Raw genomic sequence first — 19,528 nt, forward strand, 5'->3', positions numbered from 1 at the left:
TAAACCCGATCAACTGTGGGAGCTGGCTTGCCTGCGATGGCAGCGGCGCGGTTTGACTAAAGCACCGAGTTGCCCGCATCGCAGGCAAGCCAGTTCCCACACAAGCCCGCTCCCACCTTTAGATCAGCGTTATACCTGGCGTCAGCGTGGCTGGAACCGTCAGGCTCGGCGTTTCCAGCGACGCCACCGGGTACGCGCAATAATCCGCCGCGTAATAGGCGCTGGCGCGATGGTTGCCCGACGCCCCTACCCCACCGAACGGCGCGGTGCTGGCAGCGCCGGTCAACTGCTTGTTCCAGTTGACGATGCCGGCGCGGCTTTCCAGCCAGAACTGCTGGTAGCGTGCTTCGGAATCCGACAACAAGCCCGCGGCCAAACCGTACTGGGTGTTGTTGGCCTCAGTGATCGCCGCGGCAAAATCAGCGTAGCGGATCACCTGCAGCAACGGGCCGAACAGCTCTTCATCTTCGCGCTCGGTCACGCCGGTCACGTCGATAATGCCAGGCGTCAGCAACGCGGCCTGATCCTGTGGCTGAGTCATTTCCAACAGCGCCACGGCGCCATTGGCCAGCATCAACGCCTGGGCGTCCATCAAGGCTTTGGCCGCGCCGAGAGAAATCACCGAGCCCATGAACGGCGCTGGCTGCTGATCAAACGCACCCACTTCAATCGTCGCGCTGACCGCCACCAGGCGCGCCAGCAACGCATCGCCCCAGGCACCTTCGGGCACCAGCAAACGACGCGCGCAGGTGCAACGCTGACCGGCCGAGATAAACGCCGACTGGATAATGGTGTAGACCGCCGCATCCACGTCGGCCACTTCGTCGACCAACAGCGGGTTGTTGCCGCCCATTTCCAGGGCGAGGATCTTGTCCGAGCGCCCGGAAAACTGCTCGTGCAGGTGATTGCCGGTGCGGCTGGAACCGGTGAAGAACAACCCGTCGATACCGGGGTTGGCCGCCAACGCGATACCGGTTTCCCGCGCGCCTTGCAGCAGGTTCAACACGCCCGCCGGCAAGCCGGCGTCGATCCAGCATTGCACGGTCAGCTCGGCGACTTTCGGGGTCAGCTCGCTCGGTTTGAACAGCACGGTATTGCCCGCCAGCAACGCCGGGACAATGTGCCCGTTCGGCAAATGGCCAGGGAAGTTGTAAGGGCCGAACACCGCCACCACGCCGTGCGGCTTGTGGCGCAACACGGCCGTGGCGTCGCCCAGTGGGCCGCTCTTCTCGCCGGTACGTTCACGGTAACTTTGCACCGAGATGGCAATCTTGTTCGCCATGCTGGTGACTTCGGTGGCCGATTCCCACAGCGGTTTGCCGGTTTCTTCGCCGATGCAACGGGCGATTTCATCGGCGCGGCTTTTCAGCGTGGCGGCAAAGGTTTCCAGCACGCTGATGCGTTCTTCCAGCGGGCGCCGGGCCCAGCCTGGAAACGCCTGGCGCGCGGCCTGCACGGCGGATTCGACCTGTTCGACGCTGGCGCCATTGCCCGCCCACAGCACCTGCTGCGTCACCGGGTTGCGCGACTCGAACAGTTCACCCTGGCCCGCCAACCAGCTACCTGCGATATACAGCGAATTCATTATTTCGACTCCCGAGCAGCAGACAACGCAACAGCGCGCACTTGATCACCCACCACCAGTTGCAGGCGTTTGGCGGTCTGTGGATCGACCACCAGCGTGCCTGCCGCCAGACGGGCCGGAGCGGCCGTGATGCGGCACTCCTCGCGCTTGCGGTTATGAATCAGGAACGGCGTGGCGTCGTCCCCTGGGGTGCCGATGGCCAACACCAGTGACTGGCTGTCGCGCACCGCACGGATTTTGCTGGTTTCACACTCCACCGCCGGGCCGGCGTCGAAGATATCGACATAGCCCTGGTAGCTGAAGCCTTCGCTCTTGAGCATGCTCAGCGCCGGTTCGGTGTCCGGGTGAACCTTGCCGATCACATGGCGCGCGTCTTCGGAGAGGAAGCAGCTGTACAGCGGAAACTTGGGCATCAGCTCGGCGATAAACGCCTTGTTGCCCACGCCGGTCAGGTAATCGGCCTGGCTGAATTCCATCTTGAAGAAATGCCGGCCCAGGCTTTCCCAGAACGGCGAGCGCCCGGCGTCGTTGGACACGCCGCGCATCTCGGCAATGATCTTGTTGCCAAACAGCTGCGGGAATTCAGCGATAAACAGCATGCGCGCCTTGGCCAGCATGCGGCCGTTGAGGCCGTTGCGGTAATCAGCGTGCAGGAACAACGAGCACAATTCGGAATTGCCGGTGAGGTCGTTGGCCAAAAACAGCGTCGGAATCTCGCGGTAGATGTTCAGCTCCTGGGAGGCGCTGACGGTCAGGCCGACCCGGAAGTTGTACCACGGCTCACGCAGGCCGACGGCGCCGGCAATGGCGGAAATACCCACCACGCGGCCTTCGTCGTTTTCCAGCACAAACAGGTAGTCGGCATCGCCGCGCCCGGCTTCGCCGCGAAAGGTTTTTTCCGCCCAGCCAACCCGATGGGTCAGGCGCTCTTCGTTGGCCGGCAAGGTGGTAAGGCCGGTGCCGGTGCTGCGCGCCAGATCAATCAGGGCCGGTAAATCGCTGCTGCGTACGGGACGAACGATCATGCTATCTCCTCAGACGGGCCGCCTGCTCCAGGCCACCCGCAAAACTCTGCTTTAAACAGCGACCAGGCGCACGCTGGCACCTTCGCCGACACCCAGGGCTTCGGCCGCGGCCAGGTCCAGGGTCACCGGTTTGCCGGGCGCGTAGTCCAGCTCCAGCATCACCGCGCGGTAATCCTGCAACTGCGCGTTGCTCACCAGGTACTGGCGGCCGGCCCCCTTGACCATTTCGCCGATCTTCACCGGCACCACGCGGCTCTGGGCAATCGAGCGAATGCCCGAAACCCGCGCGTGCAGCGTCGGGCCACCGTCGAAGATGTCGATGTAATGATCGGTCTCGAAGCCTTCACGCATCAGGATGTCGAAGGTGATCTGCGCACGCGGGTGCACCTGGCCCATGGCTTCCTGGGCTTCGTCGGGCAGCAGCGGCACGTAGATCGGGTAATGCGGCATCAGCTCGGCGAGGAAGGTGCGGCTTTTGAGCCCGCACAGGCGCTCGGCGGCGGCGTAGTTGAGGTCGAAGAAGTTGCGGCCAATAGCGTCCCAGAACGGCGAATCGCCGTTCTCGTCGCTGTAGCCGACAATCTCGGTCACCACCGAGTCGGCAAAGCGCTCGGGGTGGCTGGCGACGAACAACAGGCGGCCACGGGAATTGAGTTCCGACCACGGCGAACCGACCAACGCAGGCTTCACGTAGAAACTGGTGAGCAGGCTGTTGCCGGTCAGGTCGTGGCACTGGGAAAGCACATGGATCTTGTTGTGGATCTTCAGCTCGCGGGACGCGTGCACGAAGGTTTCGTTACGGAAGCTGTAGAACGGCTCCGAGTAACCGGCCGACGCGACGATGGCCGAACAGCCGGCCAGCTCGCCGGTCTCGGTGTCTTCAAGCACGAAGAAATAGCTTTCTTCGCCATTGAAACTGACCTCGGCCGCGAAGGACGCTTCGCTGGCGGCGATCTTGTCGCTCAGGCGTTCCACATCATCCGGCAAGGAGGTGACACCAATCGGGCTGTCCGCAGCCAGACGCTGTACCTCGCCCAGATCAGCCATTTGCGCGGGGCGCATCACCAGCATGGTGTCACTCCTTAACTCGAAAAACTCATAGAGGAAAAAATGCCGGACACGGGATCTGAGTTCACACAGATCCAATGTGGGAGGGGGCTTGCCCCCGATAGCAGTCTGTCAGTTGATAAATCCAGTGACTGATCCACCGCTATCGGGGGCAAGCCCCCTCCCACATTTTTGACCCAGTCCAGCCAGCAAAATGTGTCGCTATCAGGCTTGCGTCAGCGTCTTCACGGCGCGTTCAAAACGGTCCAGACCTTCCTGGATGTCCGCATCTTCCACCACCAGGCTCGGGGCGAAACGCACCACGTCGGGGCCGGCTTGCAGGATCATCAGGTTTTCTTTTTCGGCCGCGTTGAACACGTCCTTGGCCTTGCCCTTGAACGCGTCGCTGAGCACGCAACCAATCAGCAGGCCCATGCCGCGCACTTCGGTGAAAATGCCGTATTTCTCGCCGATCTGTTGCAGGCGCGCCTTGAACAGCTCGTGCTTGGCATTCACGCCAGCCAGCACTTGCGGGGTGTTGATCACGTCGATGACCGCTTCCGCCACCGCGCACGCCAGCGGGTTGCCGCCGTACGTGGTGCCGTGGGTGCCGACAACCAGGTGCTTGGCCAGGTCTTCACGGGTGAGCATGGCTGCAATCGGGAAACCGCCGCCCAGGCTCTTGGCGCTGGTGAGGATGTCCGGCGTCACGCCGTAATGCTGGTAGGCGAACAGGTGGCCGCTGCGGCCCATGCCGGTTTGCACTTCGTCGAACACCAGCAGTGCGTTGTTCGCATCGCACAGCTCGCGGGCGCCTTGCAGGTACGCCAGCTCAGCCGGCAATACGCCGCCTTCGCCCTGGACCGGTTCGAGTACCACGGCGCAAGTCTTGTCCGACACGGCGGCTTTCAGCGCTTCCAGGTCGTTGTAAGGCACGTGGGTGATGCCGGTGATTTTAGGCCCGAAGCCGTCGGAGTACTTCGACTGGCCACCGACGTTGACGGTGAACAGGGTACGGCCGTGGAAGCTGTTCAGCGCGGCGATGATCTCGTACTTCTCGGTACCGAAACGGTCGAACGCCACACGGCGGGCCAGCTTGAACGCGGCCTCGTTGGCTTCGGCGCCGGAGTTGCAGAAGAACACGCGCTCGGCAAAGGTGGCGTCGATCAGCTTGTGGGCCAGGCGCAGGGCCGGCTCATTGGTGAAGACGTTGGAAACGTGCCACAGCTTGTTGGCTTGTTCGGTCAGTGCACCGACCAGCGCCGGGTGGGCGTGGCCCAATACGTTAACCGCGATGCCGCCGGCAAAGTCGATCAGCTCGCGACCGGCCTGGTCCCAGACGCGCGAACCCGCGCCACGCACAGGGATAAATGCGGCAGGTGCGTAGTTGGGAACCATGACCTGGTCGAAATCGGCACGTTGCACCGGGGCTTGCTCAACGGACATCGGAGTCTCCTGAAGAGGAACGCCTGCCTGGAACTGGCGGGCGATGCAGGGATTGTAAGGACAGTTTTCAGTGCGGCCTTGCCGCCAAGCGACAACTTCTTATAGCGCCAACCCGCGTTTTCAGCGGGTTTACGCCAATGCGACAAATAGCATCGCAATGGCGCAGTTTAAACCGTGGGCTCGCCCAACGGCACCGATTTACGGCTCGCGCTTAATTATCTAACACGGATCGGCGACGGCGAACTGTTCTGCTGAGGGCATCATTTTATCCTCAGGAAGCTTTGCAATGAGCCAGCAACCCAGCGTGCCCGCCTTCGACCGGCTGATTCCGGCACGCGACGTTCATCATGAAACGCTCAAAAACGCGATCCCCGACTGGCTGGGCGACGCGTCGGCCGCGCGTCGCAACGCCCTTAAAACCAGCGCCCCGGCGTGGTACGCCCAGCCCTCAGCCGAGCAGGACGCGGCGCTCAAGGGCCTGATCCGTGAGGCCTGGATCAGCCAGAACCGGCTCGACAAGGCCATGGACGCACTCAAGTCACCCGCCGACTTCGCCGCGCCCGTGCTGCAACAGGCGCTCAAGCAGCACTTCGGTGTGGAGTGCGATGTGCGCAGCACCTACCTGCGCCTATCTGTACCGGCGACCATCCCCTGGTTCCCGGTGCGCTCCGGCGCAGCGCGGATCAGGACCGTGTCGCTGCTGGACGCCGCCCTGCATAACTTTGAAGCTGGCGAAACCACTGTCGACGCCTACGAGCCACCGTCCGGCTTTATCACCCGGCCCACCGCCACCGGGCATTTCGAAACCCTGCCCGACATAGACACCCGTATCAGCGTGCCGGCCTTTACACGCCTGTGTCGCGAACTGGACCTTGGCGGCCAATACAGCGCCTACCTCGAGCACTTCCTGGACCTCAACAACCCCGTCGCCGCTGCCTACCTGCAACACCGCTTCGACGCCAGCCAGGTCGCCAACCTGAGACTCGCCCTGCACGTGGCGCGCCTGCAGGGCGACCTGTCGCAAGCCAGCTCGCAGCGCCTGCAACAATTGCTGAGCAACCCGGCGGACTGCAACGCACTGCGCTGTCACGCCCTGAGCATCCTGTCCAGCCCGCTGACAGGCATTGTGCTGTTTACCTCCGCGAACCTTGAGCGGGCCAATCACGTGGTGCCCGTCATTGCCTATATTCCGCACGACCCGCAACACCCGCTCAAGGAGTACCCCTCCAGCGTGCAGTTCATGCAGGCCCTGACCGCCGACCTGCGCCAGCCTGCGTACCAGCAATTCTTCAGCCGTTTCGTGAACCACGACGAGCGCGGGCATTTTTTCGCCGACCTCGGCCAGCGCCTGTCACGCGTCACCTGGCATGCGCACACCCGCGGCGACCCGCGCCCTGCCTGGCGGGATACGCCGGTGGACAAGCCTGAGCTGCAGTTTGCCGTCACACCGATCAGCGGCTCGGTGCTCGAACACCTTTACCAAACCACACTGAGTAAGCTATTCAATGACGCACGCGCTCAAGCCGTGTCCACCGCCAGCGCCGACCAGAAAACCCGCTGGGAGCGCTGGAGCCTGTTCGAAAAAATCGGCTCGGCCCTGCTGCAGATTGCCGCGCTGGTCGCCGCACCGTTTGTACCGCCGGTGGGTTTACTGATGCTGGGTTACACCGCGTATCAGCTGCTGGATGACACGTTCGAGGGCATCGTCGACTGGGCCGAAGGCCTCAAGACCCAGGCGTTCGGGCACCTGATGTCTGTGCTGGAGCAGATGGTCCAACTGGGCATGTTCGCCCTCGGCCCGCCGCTTGCCGAAGGGTTGTTGCGCCAGCACTTGCCCGCGGAACTCTGGCAGTTTTTCGACCGCCTCAAACCCGTCACCTTGCCCGATGGCCAGCACCGGCTGTGGCAACCGGACCTTGCGCCTTACGCCCAGGCGGTGACGCTGCCCGAAGGCTCGCGCGCCAACCCGCTCGGCCTGCACGCGCATGGCGAGCAAGACATCCTGCCCCTGTCCGGCGCGCATTACGCGCTGGGGCTCGACCCCAGTACTCAGACGCATTACTTCAAGCATCCCACCCGCACCAATGCCTACCGCCCAACGGCATACAGCAATGGCCAAGGCGCCTGGGTGAGTGAGCTGGACCGGCCGCTGAGTTGGGACAGCGCCCAGTTGATGCGCCGTCTGGGCCATCAGGCGCAAAGCTTCAGCGACCTGCAACTGGCACAGATTCGCCACGTCAGCGGTGTCGAAGACGCGGCGCTGCGCAAACTCTACATGACCCACGAACCCCTGCCACCGCTGCTGGCCGACACCTTCGAGCGCTTCAAAATCGACCAGGACCTGCAAACCTTCATCGACCAAATGAACAGTGATGACCCGCGTGTCCAAGCGTTGGCCGATGCCCAGACCCAACTGCTGCTCTTGACCAACTACGGGCTGTGGCCCACCACCAGAACCCTGCGCCTGATCGACAGCCGGGGACGCACGCACTGGGAAATCCCGGGCGCGCCAGACGCCAGCGTCACCCAGATTCATGAGCACCAACTGAACAATGGCGACCTGCTCCAGACCCTTATCGAAGCGCTGGACGAACCGCAGAGAAGGACGTTGCTTGGGGAAGCGTTCGGCGATCCCACAACCTCGCTACAAGCACGTACGCGTGTTCTCAGGAAAAAACTTGCCCACCTGGCACGGGAAAAACGCTGGGCGCTGTTCGAGTCAGCGTATCGCGCGCTGCAGCGTACCGACGATGCGCAGCTGAGCGCGCTTGTCGACGCGTCGCCGGGCTTGCCGGTGAGCGCCGCTGAAGCCCTGCGCGCCATCGCCAGCCCTGAGGAGCTGCGCGCCCTCGATCAAGGCCGGGTACCACGGCGCCTGATCGAGTTGGCGCATGAAGCCCAGCGAGAAATACGCGCCTGCCGTGCCTACGAAGGGCTGTACCTGGACAGCATCGACAACCAGGACACTGACCGCTTGGCCCTGCACTCCCTGCCCGATGTGCCGAACTGGCCCGCGGGGCTGCGCATTAGCGTCAGAAACGACACCGCTGATGGCCCGTTGCGCGACGTGATCGGTGATGACCGCGCCAGCGTTCAGCGCACGCTGGTTTACACCGCCAACGGCGACTACGTGCCCACCGACAGCAGCGGCCCGCTGTTTGGCGAAACCGACTTCTACACCGCCCTGCTCCAGGCGCTGCCCGACCCGGCGCGCGCTGCGTTGGGCATTCATATCGGCCAGGGCCCGGCCCTACGCCAGGCGCTTGCTCGTCATGCCCTGCACCACTGGCGTCTGCGCGAGTTGCTCGCGGACGCCCCCGTCGGCAAACCCGCCTACGACCCAAACACCATGCGCCTGCGCGGTGGTATGCCGGGCTATCGACCGACGACCATGCCCGGCGCGCAGCACGCGCTGACCGCGCATGAACACGCCCAGCAACTGTTCCCGGCGTTGCCACGCACGCATATCGACAACATTGTGCGCAGCCTGGAACAAGCGCCCGGCGGGGTCACGACGGCGCTGAGCACGCTGCGCAACGAATACCAGCAACTTGAGCGCGATTTGCAGGCCTGGATCACTGCCACGCCGCGCCTGAGCGCTGACGCCGAGGTGCGCATCAGTCGTCAGGAACTCGCCTATGCAAGGCGCAACCGCACGGCCTGGGCCGATGAACTGCGCCGGGCCTGGCGCCTGGAAACCCCGCTCGATGCGTACTACGAGCCGCCTGCCCCCAATGGCTATCAACTGCACTTGAACTGGCCGATTGCCGGCAATCCTCCCGTGCTGCCCGGGCGTTTCGGTCATATCTCCAGCCTGTCGCTGGAGGGCGAGCAAGGGCCACTGGAGATCGACACGTTCCTGTCGATGTTTCCGTTCCTGCGCCGCCTGACCGTGCGCAACTTCAACCTCGACAGACTGCCCGATGGCGTCCCCGCGATACCCAGCCTCAATGAACTGGTGCTCAGCGATTGCAACATCACCTTGACTGCCCAGACCCGCACCGCGCTTGAAAACATGACCCGGCTCAAAACCCTCGACCTCTTCAACAACCCGCTGGGGCTCATACCCAGTGTCGAGAACATGCCTGGCCTGCACTTTCTCGATCTGAGCAACACAGGTATCACGCAATTGCCTGCCGGGATTTTGCAGCGCCCCCAGCTGGAGACCGCGCTGTTTCGGGACAACCGCATTGCTGAATTGCCCGACGCACTTTTCGAGCTTCCCGTGGCAACCAGTCATTCGTTCGACTTTTCCGGCAACCCGCTGTCTGGCCAGACCCTTGAGCAGGTCAAAACCTACTTCCAGCGCACCGGCAGTTATTGGGAGGCCAATGCGGCCCCGGTGGACATTGCCAGCGCGAAGATGCTTTACCCAACCTCGAGCAGTGACGAAATCAACCGCCTGATTTTCGGCCTGCCGGGCAACCTGGAAATGGGCAAAATCGAACTGGCGCGGCGTGACCTTGACTACAAGCAGCTGAACCACGAGCTGGACGCTTGGGTGAACAGCCCCGGCCTCGGCGAGGCCGCCCCCTACCAGCGCGAGGCGTTCAAACAGGCGCTGCTCGCCGGATGGCGTCGGCAACTGAAGCAGGACGACCACAGCAACGACATTTATCCCACCTACGCGCTGGACATCTCTGCCCCCATAAGCGGCAAATTGCCGACACTCAGCAGCCGGTTCACCCACGTGTCGACCCTCAGGCTCCGTGGCGATGCTCAGCCGTTGGACGTGGGAAACTGGCTGGCGAGTTTTTCGGACGTGCAGCACCTGATCATTGAAGACTATGCGCTGGAGGATATTCCCGAGCCGGTTTTCCAACTGCCACAGCTCACGACCCTCAGCCTCGAACGCTGCAACCTGCGACTGTCAGCAAAAACCGTCCAGGCCCTGGAGGCAAAGAGCAACCTGGAACGGCTGAACCTGAGCGATAACCCTCTGGGGCAACTCCCGGACTTTGCTTCGATGACATCACTGGACAGCCTGGGACTGCGCAACACCGGCCTCACAGAGATTCCGCCGAGCCTGCTCACGCCCCGCGAACGCAACCTCGTAGACCTGAGCCACAACCTGATCACGCAGATCCCAGAACCGCTGCTGCAAAGGCCGGCCCCAGTTACCAGCGCGTTTGATTTATCTGCCAACCCGCTGTCACGAGCGACCCTGGAACGGCTCAAGCGCTATTGCCAAACCCGCGGCGAGCACCTCCAGGTCGATGCGCCCGGCGCCTATAAAGCGCGCATCGCAGCCCTGTATCCGACGTTCACCGCCGCGGAGGTGAATGTGTTTATCTTCAGCCTGCCCGGCGATCTGGATGCGATTGACGGCGCCATCCGTCGTCTGGAAAGCGAATACGAGCGCCTCAGTGCAGACCTCACCCTCTGGGCACTGACCGTACCCGAACGGCATCCCATCCTTGATGTGGCGCTGGACGAACAGACAGCAGCCGAGGAGCAAATCCAGCGCCTTGCCATCAAGACAACACTGGAGGAAGGCTGGCGCCGCGAGAGCGAAATCGACGATTTCAATGGCGGGTATGGAGTGACCCATAAGCTGACGTGCCATACGTCGATCTTTGGCGAGCTGCCCACCTTGAGCGCACGGTTCGAACATGTTTCGCATCTGGAGCTCATCGGCGAAGGCACCACCACCAACGTTGAAGGCCTGGTGCGTGCATTCCCTAACCTGAGCACGCTGGCGCTGGATCAATACGCCCTGGGCGATATCCCCGACCTGATCTTCAACCTGCCAAGGCTGACCAGCCTGACGTTGACGCAAAGTCGGCTTCGCCTCAGCCCGCGGGCCCGCGCCAAGTTGCGAGACTTGCGTAACCTGGAGTACCTGGACTTGAGTGACAACCCGCTGGGCGGGGCGCCTGAGCTGGACAATATGCCCAGGCTGGAATGCCTCTACCTGCAAAACTGCGGGCTCAGCGAGGTACCGTTCGGGCTGTTTGACCGCCCTTATTTGCGCACCGTGGACCTGAGCGACAACCTGATCACCCAGGTCCCCGACGACATTCTAAGCATGCGCCAGCCGTGGGACGACGAGTCCGACCTCAGCGGCAACCCGCTGTCGGAGGGCAGCCTGGACCACCTTCGGCAGTATTTTCGCCAGACGGGCAATGATCTGCAGGTGGATGCAGCCGGCCTGAACGCCCAGGGCGCGCCCCTGACGCCACCGTCTACACCCGAACCGATGGAGGAATAACTGAGGTCAGCCGCGCTCGGACGGCACCGACGACAACTCGAACGGGCTGCTGCTGCGGCGTTGGTTGCGGTCTTCACGCGGGGTAGCGCCGAAGAAGTTGCGGTAGGCGCTGGAGAAGTGCGGGCCCGAGGAGAAGCCGCACGACAGGCCGATCTGGATGATCGACTTGCTGGTTTGCATGAGCATCTGGCGCGCCTTGTTCAGGCGCAATTCCAGGTAGTACTGGCTGGGAACGCGATTGAGGTATTGCTTGAAGATGCGTTCAAGCTGTCGTCGCGACACGCATACGTGCTGGGCAATTTCGTCGGTGGTCAGCGGCTCTTCGATGTTGGCTTCCATCAGCAACACGGCCTGGGTCAACTTCGGATGGCTGGAGCCCAGGCGGTTCTGCAATGGAATGCGCTGGCGCTCGCCGCCTTCGCGAATGCGTTCGACCACCAGTTCTTCGGAGACGGCGCCGGCCAGTTCGGCGCCATGGTCACGGGCCAGCACGGCCAGCAACAGGTCGAGTACCGACATGCCGCCGCAGGCGGTCAGGCGATCACGGTCCCAATCGAACAGATGGCTGGTGGCGATGACCTTGGGGAAGCGCTCGGCAAAATCGTCCTGCCAGCGCCAGTGCACGGCGGCGCGGTAGCCGTCGAGCAGACCCAGTTGCGCCAGCGGATACACACCCGCCGACAAGCCACCGATCACGCAACCCGCCCGCACAAGCTGCTTGAGCGCCGCGCTCAGTTGCGAGGCGATGACGGTCGGCGGCTCGTCTGCCAGCAGGAAGAGTTTCTGGAAACCCTCGAGCTTGCCGGCCCACGGCTCACCCGGCAATTGCCAGGCGCCTTCGGTGGCAGGCTCGGCGAGCAGGAACGACAACTCGTAGACCACGTCCGGATGCACCCGCTGAGCAACGCGCAAGGCCTCCTCAGCCAGCGCAAGCGTCAGGGCTTTTGTGCTGGGCCAAATCAGGAAACCAATTTTGTGGGCGGTCATGGAGTGCTATCCGAAACGAAGAACGCTAATGAAGACAAGGGCCAATGCTAGCCCGGAAACCAACACAAATCTCAAAACATGTGGAGATCTAATGTGGGAGCGGGCTTGCCTGCGATGGCGGCGTGTCTGTGCCAGAGAGGCAAACTGACCCACCGCTATCGCAGGCAAGCCAGCTCCCACAGGGGATCGAGGCCAGCCTTAAAGCTGTGAAGCATGCACTAACTCGGTGCACAAAGCAGTCTTGATTATTTCAGGCTGCCCGACAGGAACTGCTGCAACCGCTCAGACTGCGGGTTCACCAGCACTTCACGCGGGTTGCCACGCTCTTCAACGATGCCTTTGTGCAAGAACACCAGCTGGTTCGACACTTCACGGGCAAAGCCCATTTCGTGGGTCACTACCACCATGGTGCGGCCTTCCTGGGCCAGGTCCTGCATGACCTTGAGCACTTCGCCGACCAGTTCCGGGTCGAGGGCCGAGGTCGGTTCGTCGAACAGCATCACCTCAGGCTCCATCGCCAGGGCGCGGGCAATTGCCACACGCTGCTGTTCGCCGCCGGACATGTGGCCGGGGAACGCATCCTTACGATGGCCCACGCCGACTTTGGCCAGGTAATGCTCGGCTTTTTCACGCGCGTCTTTTTTCGACATGCCCAGCACGTGCACCGGGGCTTCCATCACGTTTTCAAGCGCGGTCATGTGCGACCACAGGTTGAAATGCTGAAACACCATCGACAGGCGCGAACGCATACGCTGCAGCTGCTTCGGGTCGGCAGCCTTCATGGCGCCGTCCTTGTTGGCCACCAGTTTCAGCTCTTCGTTGTTGAGCAGAATCTTGCCGGCGTGAGGTTGCTCGAGCAGGTTGATGCAGCGCAAAAAGGTACTTTTGCCTGAACCACTGGAACCGATGATGCTGATCACATCACCGGCCGCGGCGGCCAGGGACACACCTTTGAGCACTTCATGACTGCCATAGCGTTTATGCAGGTCTTGGACTTCAAGTTTGTACATGCGGTCGGTTCTCACAAAAACAGGTGGTCAGTCGTTGAGCAAGCGCCCGTGACGCAGCGCTTCGCGCCCCGCCACCTTGGCCAGCCAGAAACCCGCTTGGGCATAACGCAGCCGTTCAACGGCAAACAACACCCCGGACGTGCCCGCACACACAATGCTGACGCGGTCGGTCAAGGGATCAATCACTTCAAAAATCGGCTCGCCGGTCTCCACCCGGTCACCGGCTTTACGCAGGTAACTGATTACGCCGGCATGGGGCGCGAACAACAGCTCGGTCCCCTCGAATGGCAGGCCTTCGCACGGCTCATGCTGCGGAGCGGGCCATTCGCCCTTGATCAGGCCTTGTTCGGCCAGGAACGCGAGGATGCCTTCAGCGTGGAAGATCGCCTCGTCGCGGCCGGTGTCGGCCTGGCCGCCCAGCTCCAGGGTCGTCGCCAGGCACGCCAGCGGAATCTGCGCCTCGGGGAACGCCCGGGACAGGCGCAACCACGGCAGCGAACAGGCTTCATCGAACGAGCTGCCGCCGGAGTCTTCCGCCAGCAGGCCGACTTTCACATTCAAGTGCGCCGACAGCGAACGCCATTGCGGCCAGTGTTGCGGCAGCGCGTACATATGCAGCGCGGCTTCGGCATCGCAATGCAGGTCGAGGACGATATCGGCGGTGCAGGCGTGGCTGAGCAAAACGCGCTGCATGCCTTGCAGCTGGCTGCTCGGCTCGGGCAACGCGCTAAGCGCATCGCTCATCGCCTGACGGATCATGCGCACATTGGCGTGCGGGTCATCGCCCAGCTTGCCTTGGAGCAACGCGGCGACCGGCTCGCTCAACTCGACGAAATCACGGTTGAAGTTCTTGCCGCTGCCGACTTCGAAACGCCCCTGGTGGCTGCCTTGCAACAGCTGGCCCAGGCCCATCGGGTTGGCCACGGGCACCAGCTCGATCACGCCATTGAGCGCACCTTGCTGTTCCAGTTCGGTGAGGCGTTTTTTCAGTTCCCAGGCGGCGCGCATGCCGGGCAATTCGTCGGCGTGCAGGCTGGCCTGGAGGTAGGCCTTGCGCTCGCCGCTGCCGAAACGAAACACGCTCAGCTGGCGCTCGCAGCCCAGGTGGCCCCAGGGCAACAGGTGATCGATACGTTCCATATCAGTGCTTCCGTGGCGCCAGGTAGCTGAGCCAGCGGCGCTCGGCCAGCTTGAACAGGCGTACCAGGATAAAGGTCAGGCACAGGTAGAACACGCCGGCCGTGATATAGGCTTCGAACGGCAGGTAGAACTGGGCGTTCACTGTGCGCGCGGCGCCGGTGATGTCGATCAGGGTGACGATGGACGCCAGGCTCGTGGTCTGCAGCATCATGATCACTTCGTTGCTGTACTGCGGCAGCGCACGGCGCAGGGCCGATGGCAGCAGGATGCGGCGGTACAGCTTGTAACGCGACATGCCCATGGCCTTGGCCGCTTCGATCTCACCGTTCGGCGTGGCCTTGAGGCTACCGGCGATGATCTCCGCGGTGTAGGCGCTGGTGTTGATCGCAAAGGCCAGGCACGCGCAGAACGTGGCGCTGGACAGCAGCGGCCACAGGAAGCTTTCGCGCACGGCTTCAAATTGGGCCAGACCGTAGTAAATCAAAAACAGCTGCACCAGCATCGGCGTGCCGCGAATCACGTAGGTGTAGAGCCAGGCCGCACCATTGACGATCGGCTGCTTGGACACGCGCATCAAGCCCAGGGGCAAGGCGGCGAGCAAGCCGAAGAACAGCGAGATGGCGAGCAATTTCAGGGTGGTCACCAAACCGCCGAGGTACAGCGGCATGGCGTCCCAGATGACGTTGTAGTCGAAGATCATAGATCAGCCGCCCTTACGCCTACCGAGTAGCGCTTCTCAAGATAGCGCAGGGCCAGCAACGACACGCTGGTGATCACCAGGTACATCGCCGCCACTGCGAGGAAGAAGGTAAAAGGCTCGCGGGTGGCGTCTGCCGCCTGCTTGGCCTTGAACATCATGTCTTGCAGGCCCACCACCGAAATCAGCGCGGTGGCCTTGGTCAGTACCAGCCAGTTGTTGGTGAAACCAGGGATCGCCAGCCGAATCATCTGCGGCACCATCACCCGGAAAAACACCTGGAAAGAGCTCATGCCATACGCAAGGCCGGCCTCGGCCTGGCCCTTGGGAATGGCCATGAAGGCGCCACGGAAGGTTTCCGACAGGTAGGCGCCAAAGATGAAACCCAGGGTGCCGATACCGGCGGCCAAGGGGTTCAAGTCGATATAGTCGTCATAGCCGAGCATCGGCGCGACGCGGTTCAACAAGTCCTGACCGCCGTAGAAAATCAGCAGGATCAGCACCAGGTCGGGGATCCCGCGGATCACCGTGGAGTACAAGTCACCCAGCCAGGCCAACCAGCGCACCGGCGACAGGCGTAACGCGACCCCGATCAGACCCAGAACAATGGCCAAGGCCATGGACGACAAGGCGAGCTGAAGCGTCAACCATGCGCCATCGAGGATGACGGCCCCGTAGCCTTTCAACATGATTCAGGTCCTCGAAAAGGGGGATGAAAAAATGGCGCAAACCGCAGGAATTCTGTTGCTTGCGCCATTCTGGACAGACAGCTAGGACGAGTTACTTAGGGTCAGCGCCGTAAATATCGAAGTCGAAGTATTTGTCCTGGATTTTCTTGTATTCGCCGTTGGCACGGATCGCTGCGATGGCCGCGTTGATCTTGTCCAGCTCGGCCTTGTCGCCTTTACGTACAGCGATGCCAATGCCGTCGCCGAAGTACTTGGCGTCGGTGAACTGTGGGCCCACGAACGCATAGCCTTTACCGGCCGGGGTTTTCAGGAAGCCGTCTTGCAGCAGGGTGGCGTCGGCCACGGTGCCGTCGAGGCGACCGGCTTCCACGTCCAGGTAGATTTCGTTCTGCGAGCTGTAAGGCACAACCGTGGCGCCTTTAGGGGCCAGGACTTCCTTGGCGAAACGGTCGTGGATCGAACCGCGCTGCACGCCGATTTTCTTGCCTTTCAATTCATCCAGGCTGTCGCTGACCGTGGTGCCTTCCTTCATCACCAGCTGCGCTGGGCTCAGGTAGTAGCGGTTGGTGAAGTCCACGGACTTTTTGCGGTCTTCGGTGATGGACATGGACGACAGGATCGCGTCGATCTTGCGCACTTTGAGCGCAGGGATCAGGCCGTCGAATTCTTGCTCGACCCAGACGCACTTGACCTTCATCTCGGCGCACAGGGCATTGCCGATGTCGTAGTCGAAACCGACGATGCTGCCATCCGGCGCCTTCGAGGCAAACGGAGGGTAAGCCGCTTCGATACCAATCTTCAGGGGCTTTTCATCAGCGAAGGCCTGCATCGACAGCACGGACAGCGCCAGGGCGCCCAACAGCACAAGTTTCTTCATCTTGGGACTCCATCGGTAGGGCAAAAAGCAGAATGAGCCGTGGCCCACGATGCGACTTAAGTGAAACCGAATAGCGGTGCTGCGTCCTACCCCGGTTCAGCATGGGAGACGACGAGCGAGTGATCGGCATTCTAACGACAGGCCGGAAGCCGATATTTCCTCAATGCGACAACAATTTACAGAAGCACTGAGAAAGCGGTTCCAGCACATTGACAGCCTCTGAATTTTATGCAGAGACAAAAGATATTAAACCTGTTGATGCTGCAAATTGCGGGCCTATTATTCGCAAACCCTTCTAGCACGGCAAGTCTGGCGTTTAATCTTATTTCAGAGGGTGTCTAAAACGGGGCTTTTCGGGGCACGGGCGTAGCACTTTGCCTCAGGTTTGGGCGTAGGGTTACACATTTGCAGGCTTCGGTAACATTCAGAAACGTCCTACGGGGGAAGTCGATATTTATTGGCTTGGTGGTGATGCCGGTCTGTCAGACCTACACTTCAGCCAGGTTGAAATACCCTCCAAATGTGGGAGCTGGCTTGCCTGCGATAGCGGTCTGCCTGTTAGCCCGCCTGTGCCTGTGCCACCCTCATCGCAGGCAAGCCAGCTCCCACAATGATTCGGTTTCGTCAGTGATAGCCAGTCAACAAAAAAGCCCCACCCGGCTCACGCCGAATGGGGCTTTATCCGACCCAACCCGCCTTACGCGACGTTCATGGTCTTGTGCGTTTCAATCAAATGCGCCACCACACCCGGATCAGCCAAGGTCGAGATATCCCCCAACCCGTCATATTCAGCCGTGGCAATCTTGCGCAGAATCCGCCGCATGATTTTCCCCGAGCGCGTCTTCGGCAAGCCCGGTGCCCACTGGATCACATCCGGCGACGCAATCGGCCCGATCTCTTTGCGCACCCAGTTTTTCAGTTCCAGGCGCAGCGCTTCGTTCGGCTCTTCGCCATTTTTCAGCGTGACATACACATAGATGCCCTGCCCCTTGATGTCATGCGGCACGCCCACCACCGCCGCTTCGGCGACTTTCGGGTGTGCAACCATCGCGCTTTCGATCTCGGCCGTGCCCATGCGGTGGCCGGACACGTTCAACACGTCATCCACACGGCCGGTGATCCACCAGTAGCCATCTTCATCACGACGCGCGCCGTCGCCGGTGAAGTACATGCCACGGAAGGTCTTGAAGTAGGTGTCGACGAAGCGGTCATGGTCGCCGTACAGCGTACGCGCCTGGCCTGGCCACGAATCGAGGATCACCAGGTTGCCTTCGGCAGCGCCCTCGATGATGTTGCCCAGGTTGTCCACCAACGCCGGCACCACACCAAAGAATGGCCGCGCGGCCGAACCCGGCTTGAGTGCGTGCGCACCCGGCAGCGGGCTCATCAGGGTGGCGCCGGTTTCGGTCTGCCACCAGGTGTCGACGATCGGGCAACGGGACTGGCCGACGTTCTTGTAGTACCAATCCCACGCTTCCGGGTTAATCGGCTCACCGACTGAACCGAGCAGACGCAAGCTGCTGCCGTCCACACCTTCGCAGGCGGCGGTGCCGGAAGCCATCATCGCGCGGATCGCAGTGGGCGCGGTGTAGAGGATATTGACCTTGTGCTTGTCGACGATTTTGCCGACACGGGTGATGTCCGGGTAGTTCGGCACGCCTTCGAACAGCAATGTGGTCGCGCCATTCGCCAGCGGGCCGTACACGATATAAGTGTGGCCGGTGACCCAACCGACGTCGGCGGTGCACCAGTAGATTTCGCCCGGGCGGTAGTCAAACACGCGCTCGTGGGTCAGGGCCGCATACAGCAGGTAGCCGCCGGTGGTGTGCTGCACGCCTTTGGGTTTGCCGGTGGAACCCGAGGTGTAGAGGATGAACAGCGCTTCTTCGGCGCCCATCTCTTTGGGCGCACACACGGTGCCCGCCACTTTCATCAGGTCTTCGTACCAGATGTCGCGATGCTGGTTCCACTTGATGTTGCCATTGGTGCGCTTGCACACGATGACTTTCTGGATGCTGCTGGTTTCCGGGTTGGTCAGCGCGTCGTCGACGTTGGCCTTCAGCGGAATTTTCTTACCGGCGCGGATGCCTTCGTCGGCGGTGATCACCACCTTCGACTTACAGTCAATGATGCGACCGGCCAGCGCCTCCGGCGAAAAACCGCCAAACACCACGGAGTGAATCGCACCGATGCGGGTACAGGCCAACATGGCGACCACGGCTTCGGGGATCATCGGCATATAGATAGTCACCACGTCGCCGCGGTGCACATCCTGGCCGCGCAGGGCGTTGGCAAACTTGCAGACTTCTTCATGCAGCTCGCGGTAGGTGATGGTGCGGCTTTCGGAAGGGTCATCGCCTTCCCAGATGATCGCCGCCTGGTCGCCACGCTCGGCGAGGTGACGGTCCAGGCAGTTGTAGGAAACGTTCAGGGTGCCATCGGCGAACCATTTGATGTCGACATGGTGGTCGTCGAAAGAGGTCTGCTTGACCGCGGTGAAAGGCTTGACCCAGTCAAGGCGCTTGGCTTGCTCGCGCCAGAAGCCATCGGGGTTGACCACCGACTGCTGGTACATGGCCTTGTAGGTCGCCTCGTCGGTCAGCGTGTTGGCTGCTACTTCGGGGCGAACGGGGTACAGGGAAGCCGCACTCATCTTTCTTACCTCGGTGACAATAGTTGTTTTTGTATGCCCTGTTGTAGCCGGGGCGCCCCCATAGAACCATTCGACGATGGTAGTAACAAGCCCCTACAAATTGCCCCGCCATGCCCATTTACGGCTCTGGCCCGCGCCCTGCGTGGCTTTCCGGCTGGATG

At 61.9% G+C, this 19,528-nt stretch carries 12 protein-coding genes; 1 reads left to right on the forward strand and 11 read right to left on the reverse strand.

The features are described from left to right. Positions 1–118: 118 nt before the first annotated feature. The 4 genes from astD to ABWL43_RS22415 all read right to left on the reverse strand — a co-directional run bounded on the left by astD (position 119) and on the right by ABWL43_RS22415 (position 5,103). On the reverse strand, positions 119–1,588 hold the full coding sequence (gene astD / locus ABWL43_RS22400) for a succinylglutamate-semialdehyde dehydrogenase (protein ID WP_404488474.1): 1,470 nt from the start codon (positions 1,586–1,588) through the stop codon (positions 119–121). Further along, the gene (gene astA / locus ABWL43_RS22405) at positions 1,585–2,610 is read right to left on the reverse strand and encodes an arginine N-succinyltransferase (protein ID WP_404484423.1); all 1,026 of its coding nucleotides are present in this window, start codon (positions 2,608–2,610) and stop codon (positions 1,585–1,587) included. Before astA ends, astD begins: the two co-directional genes overlap by 4 nt. Before the next feature lie 51 nt (positions 2,611–2,661). Beyond that, positions 2,662–3,681 carry an arginine/ornithine succinyltransferase subunit alpha gene (gene aruF, locus ABWL43_RS22410; RefSeq protein ID WP_106576116.1) on the reverse strand — a complete coding sequence of 340 codons (1,020 nt, stop codon included), beginning with the start codon at positions 3,679–3,681 and terminating at the stop codon, positions 2,662–2,664. 201 nt (positions 3,682–3,882) lie between these two features. Then, the gene (locus ABWL43_RS22415; RefSeq protein ID WP_145159375.1) at positions 3,883–5,103 is read right to left on the reverse strand and encodes an aspartate aminotransferase family protein; all 1,221 of its coding nucleotides are present in this window, start codon (positions 5,101–5,103) and stop codon (positions 3,883–3,885) included. Positions 5,104–5,389: 286 nt separating this feature from the next. Between ABWL43_RS22415 and ABWL43_RS22420 the strand changes: the two genes are divergently transcribed. Then, the gene (locus ABWL43_RS22420; RefSeq protein ID WP_404484426.1) at positions 5,390–11,314 is read left to right on the forward strand and encodes a dermonecrotic toxin domain-containing protein; all 5,925 of its coding nucleotides are present in this window, start codon (positions 5,390–5,392) and stop codon (positions 11,312–11,314) included. Positions 11,315–11,320: 6 nt separating this feature from the next. Here the strand turns inward: ABWL43_RS22420 and argR are convergent, their stop codons facing one another. The 7 genes from argR to acs form a co-directional block, all read right to left on the reverse strand. After that, complete coding sequence (gene argR, locus ABWL43_RS22425; protein ID WP_106576113.1) at positions 11,321–12,301, reverse strand: transcriptional regulator ArgR; 981 nt, start codon at positions 12,299–12,301, stop codon at positions 11,321–11,323. 245 nt (positions 12,302–12,546) lie between these two features. Continuing rightward, positions 12,547–13,311 carry an ABC transporter ATP-binding protein gene (locus tag ABWL43_RS22430; RefSeq protein WP_003214336.1) on the reverse strand — a complete coding sequence of 255 codons (765 nt, stop codon included), beginning with the start codon at positions 13,309–13,311 and terminating at the stop codon, positions 12,547–12,549. A 27-nt stretch (positions 13,312–13,338) separates the two neighbouring features. After that, positions 13,339–14,451, reverse strand: a complete 1,113-nt coding sequence (locus tag ABWL43_RS22435) for a succinylglutamate desuccinylase/aspartoacylase family protein (protein WP_369301486.1) — start codon at positions 14,449–14,451, stop codon at positions 13,339–13,341. A gap of 1 nt (position 14,452) precedes the next feature. After that, positions 14,453–15,151: an ABC transporter permease gene (locus tag ABWL43_RS22440; RefSeq protein WP_106576111.1), complete on the reverse strand. Its 699-nt coding sequence runs from the start codon at positions 15,149–15,151 to the stop codon at positions 14,453–14,455. After that, positions 15,148–15,837, reverse strand: coding sequence for an ABC transporter permease (locus ABWL43_RS22445; RefSeq protein ID WP_032886746.1), 690 nt, complete (start codon positions 15,835–15,837; stop codon positions 15,148–15,150). Before ABWL43_RS22445 ends, ABWL43_RS22440 begins: the two co-directional genes overlap by 4 nt. 91 nt (positions 15,838–15,928) lie before the next feature. Continuing rightward, positions 15,929–16,714, reverse strand: a complete 786-nt coding sequence (locus ABWL43_RS22450) for an ABC transporter substrate-binding protein (protein ID WP_106576110.1) — start codon at positions 16,712–16,714, stop codon at positions 15,929–15,931. Between the two features lie 697 nt (positions 16,715–17,411). Further along, positions 17,412–19,367: an acetate--CoA ligase gene (gene acs, locus ABWL43_RS22455; RefSeq protein WP_056861684.1), complete on the reverse strand. Its 1,956-nt coding sequence runs from the start codon at positions 19,365–19,367 to the stop codon at positions 17,412–17,414. Positions 19,368–19,528 lie beyond the last annotated feature (161 nt).

The sequence above is a fragment of the Pseudomonas sp. HT11 genome (assembly GCF_044875395.1).
Lineage (GTDB): Bacteria > Pseudomonadota > Gammaproteobacteria > Pseudomonadales > Pseudomonadaceae > Aquipseudomonas.

Coding starts and splice junctions, on each gene's coding strand:
- astA (WP_404484423.1), bottom strand. CDS start 2,610: ATGATCGTTCGTCCCGTACGCAGCAGCGATTTACCGGCCCTGATTGAT.
- aruF (WP_106576116.1), bottom strand. CDS start 3,681: ATGCTGGTGATGCGCCCCGCGCAAATGGCTGATCTGGGCGAGGTACAG.
- ABWL43_RS22415 (WP_145159375.1), bottom strand. CDS start 5,103: ATGTCCGTTGAGCAAGCCCCGGTGCAACGTGCCGATTTCGACCAGGTC.
- ABWL43_RS22420 (WP_404484426.1), top strand. CDS start 5,390: ATGAGCCAGCAACCCAGCGTGCCCGCCTTCGACCGGCTGATTCCGGCA.
- argR (WP_106576113.1), bottom strand. CDS start 12,301: ATGACCGCCCACAAAATTGGTTTCCTGATTTGGCCCAGCACAAAAGCC.
- ABWL43_RS22430 (WP_003214336.1), bottom strand. CDS start 13,311: ATGTACAAACTTGAAGTCCAAGACCTGCATAAACGCTATGGCAGTCAT.
- ABWL43_RS22435 (WP_369301486.1), bottom strand. CDS start 14,451: ATGGAACGTATCGATCACCTGTTGCCCTGGGGCCACCTGGGCTGCGAG.
- ABWL43_RS22440 (WP_106576111.1), bottom strand. CDS start 15,151: ATGATCTTCGACTACAACGTCATCTGGGACGCCATGCCGCTGTACCTC.
- ABWL43_RS22445 (WP_032886746.1), bottom strand. CDS start 15,837: ATGTTGAAAGGCTACGGGGCCGTCATCCTCGATGGCGCATGGTTGACG.
- ABWL43_RS22450 (WP_106576110.1), bottom strand. CDS start 16,714: ATGAAGAAACTTGTGCTGTTGGGCGCCCTGGCGCTGTCCGTGCTGTCG.
- acs (WP_056861684.1), bottom strand. CDS start 19,367: ATGAGTGCGGCTTCCCTGTACCCCGTTCGCCCCGAAGTAGCAGCCAAC.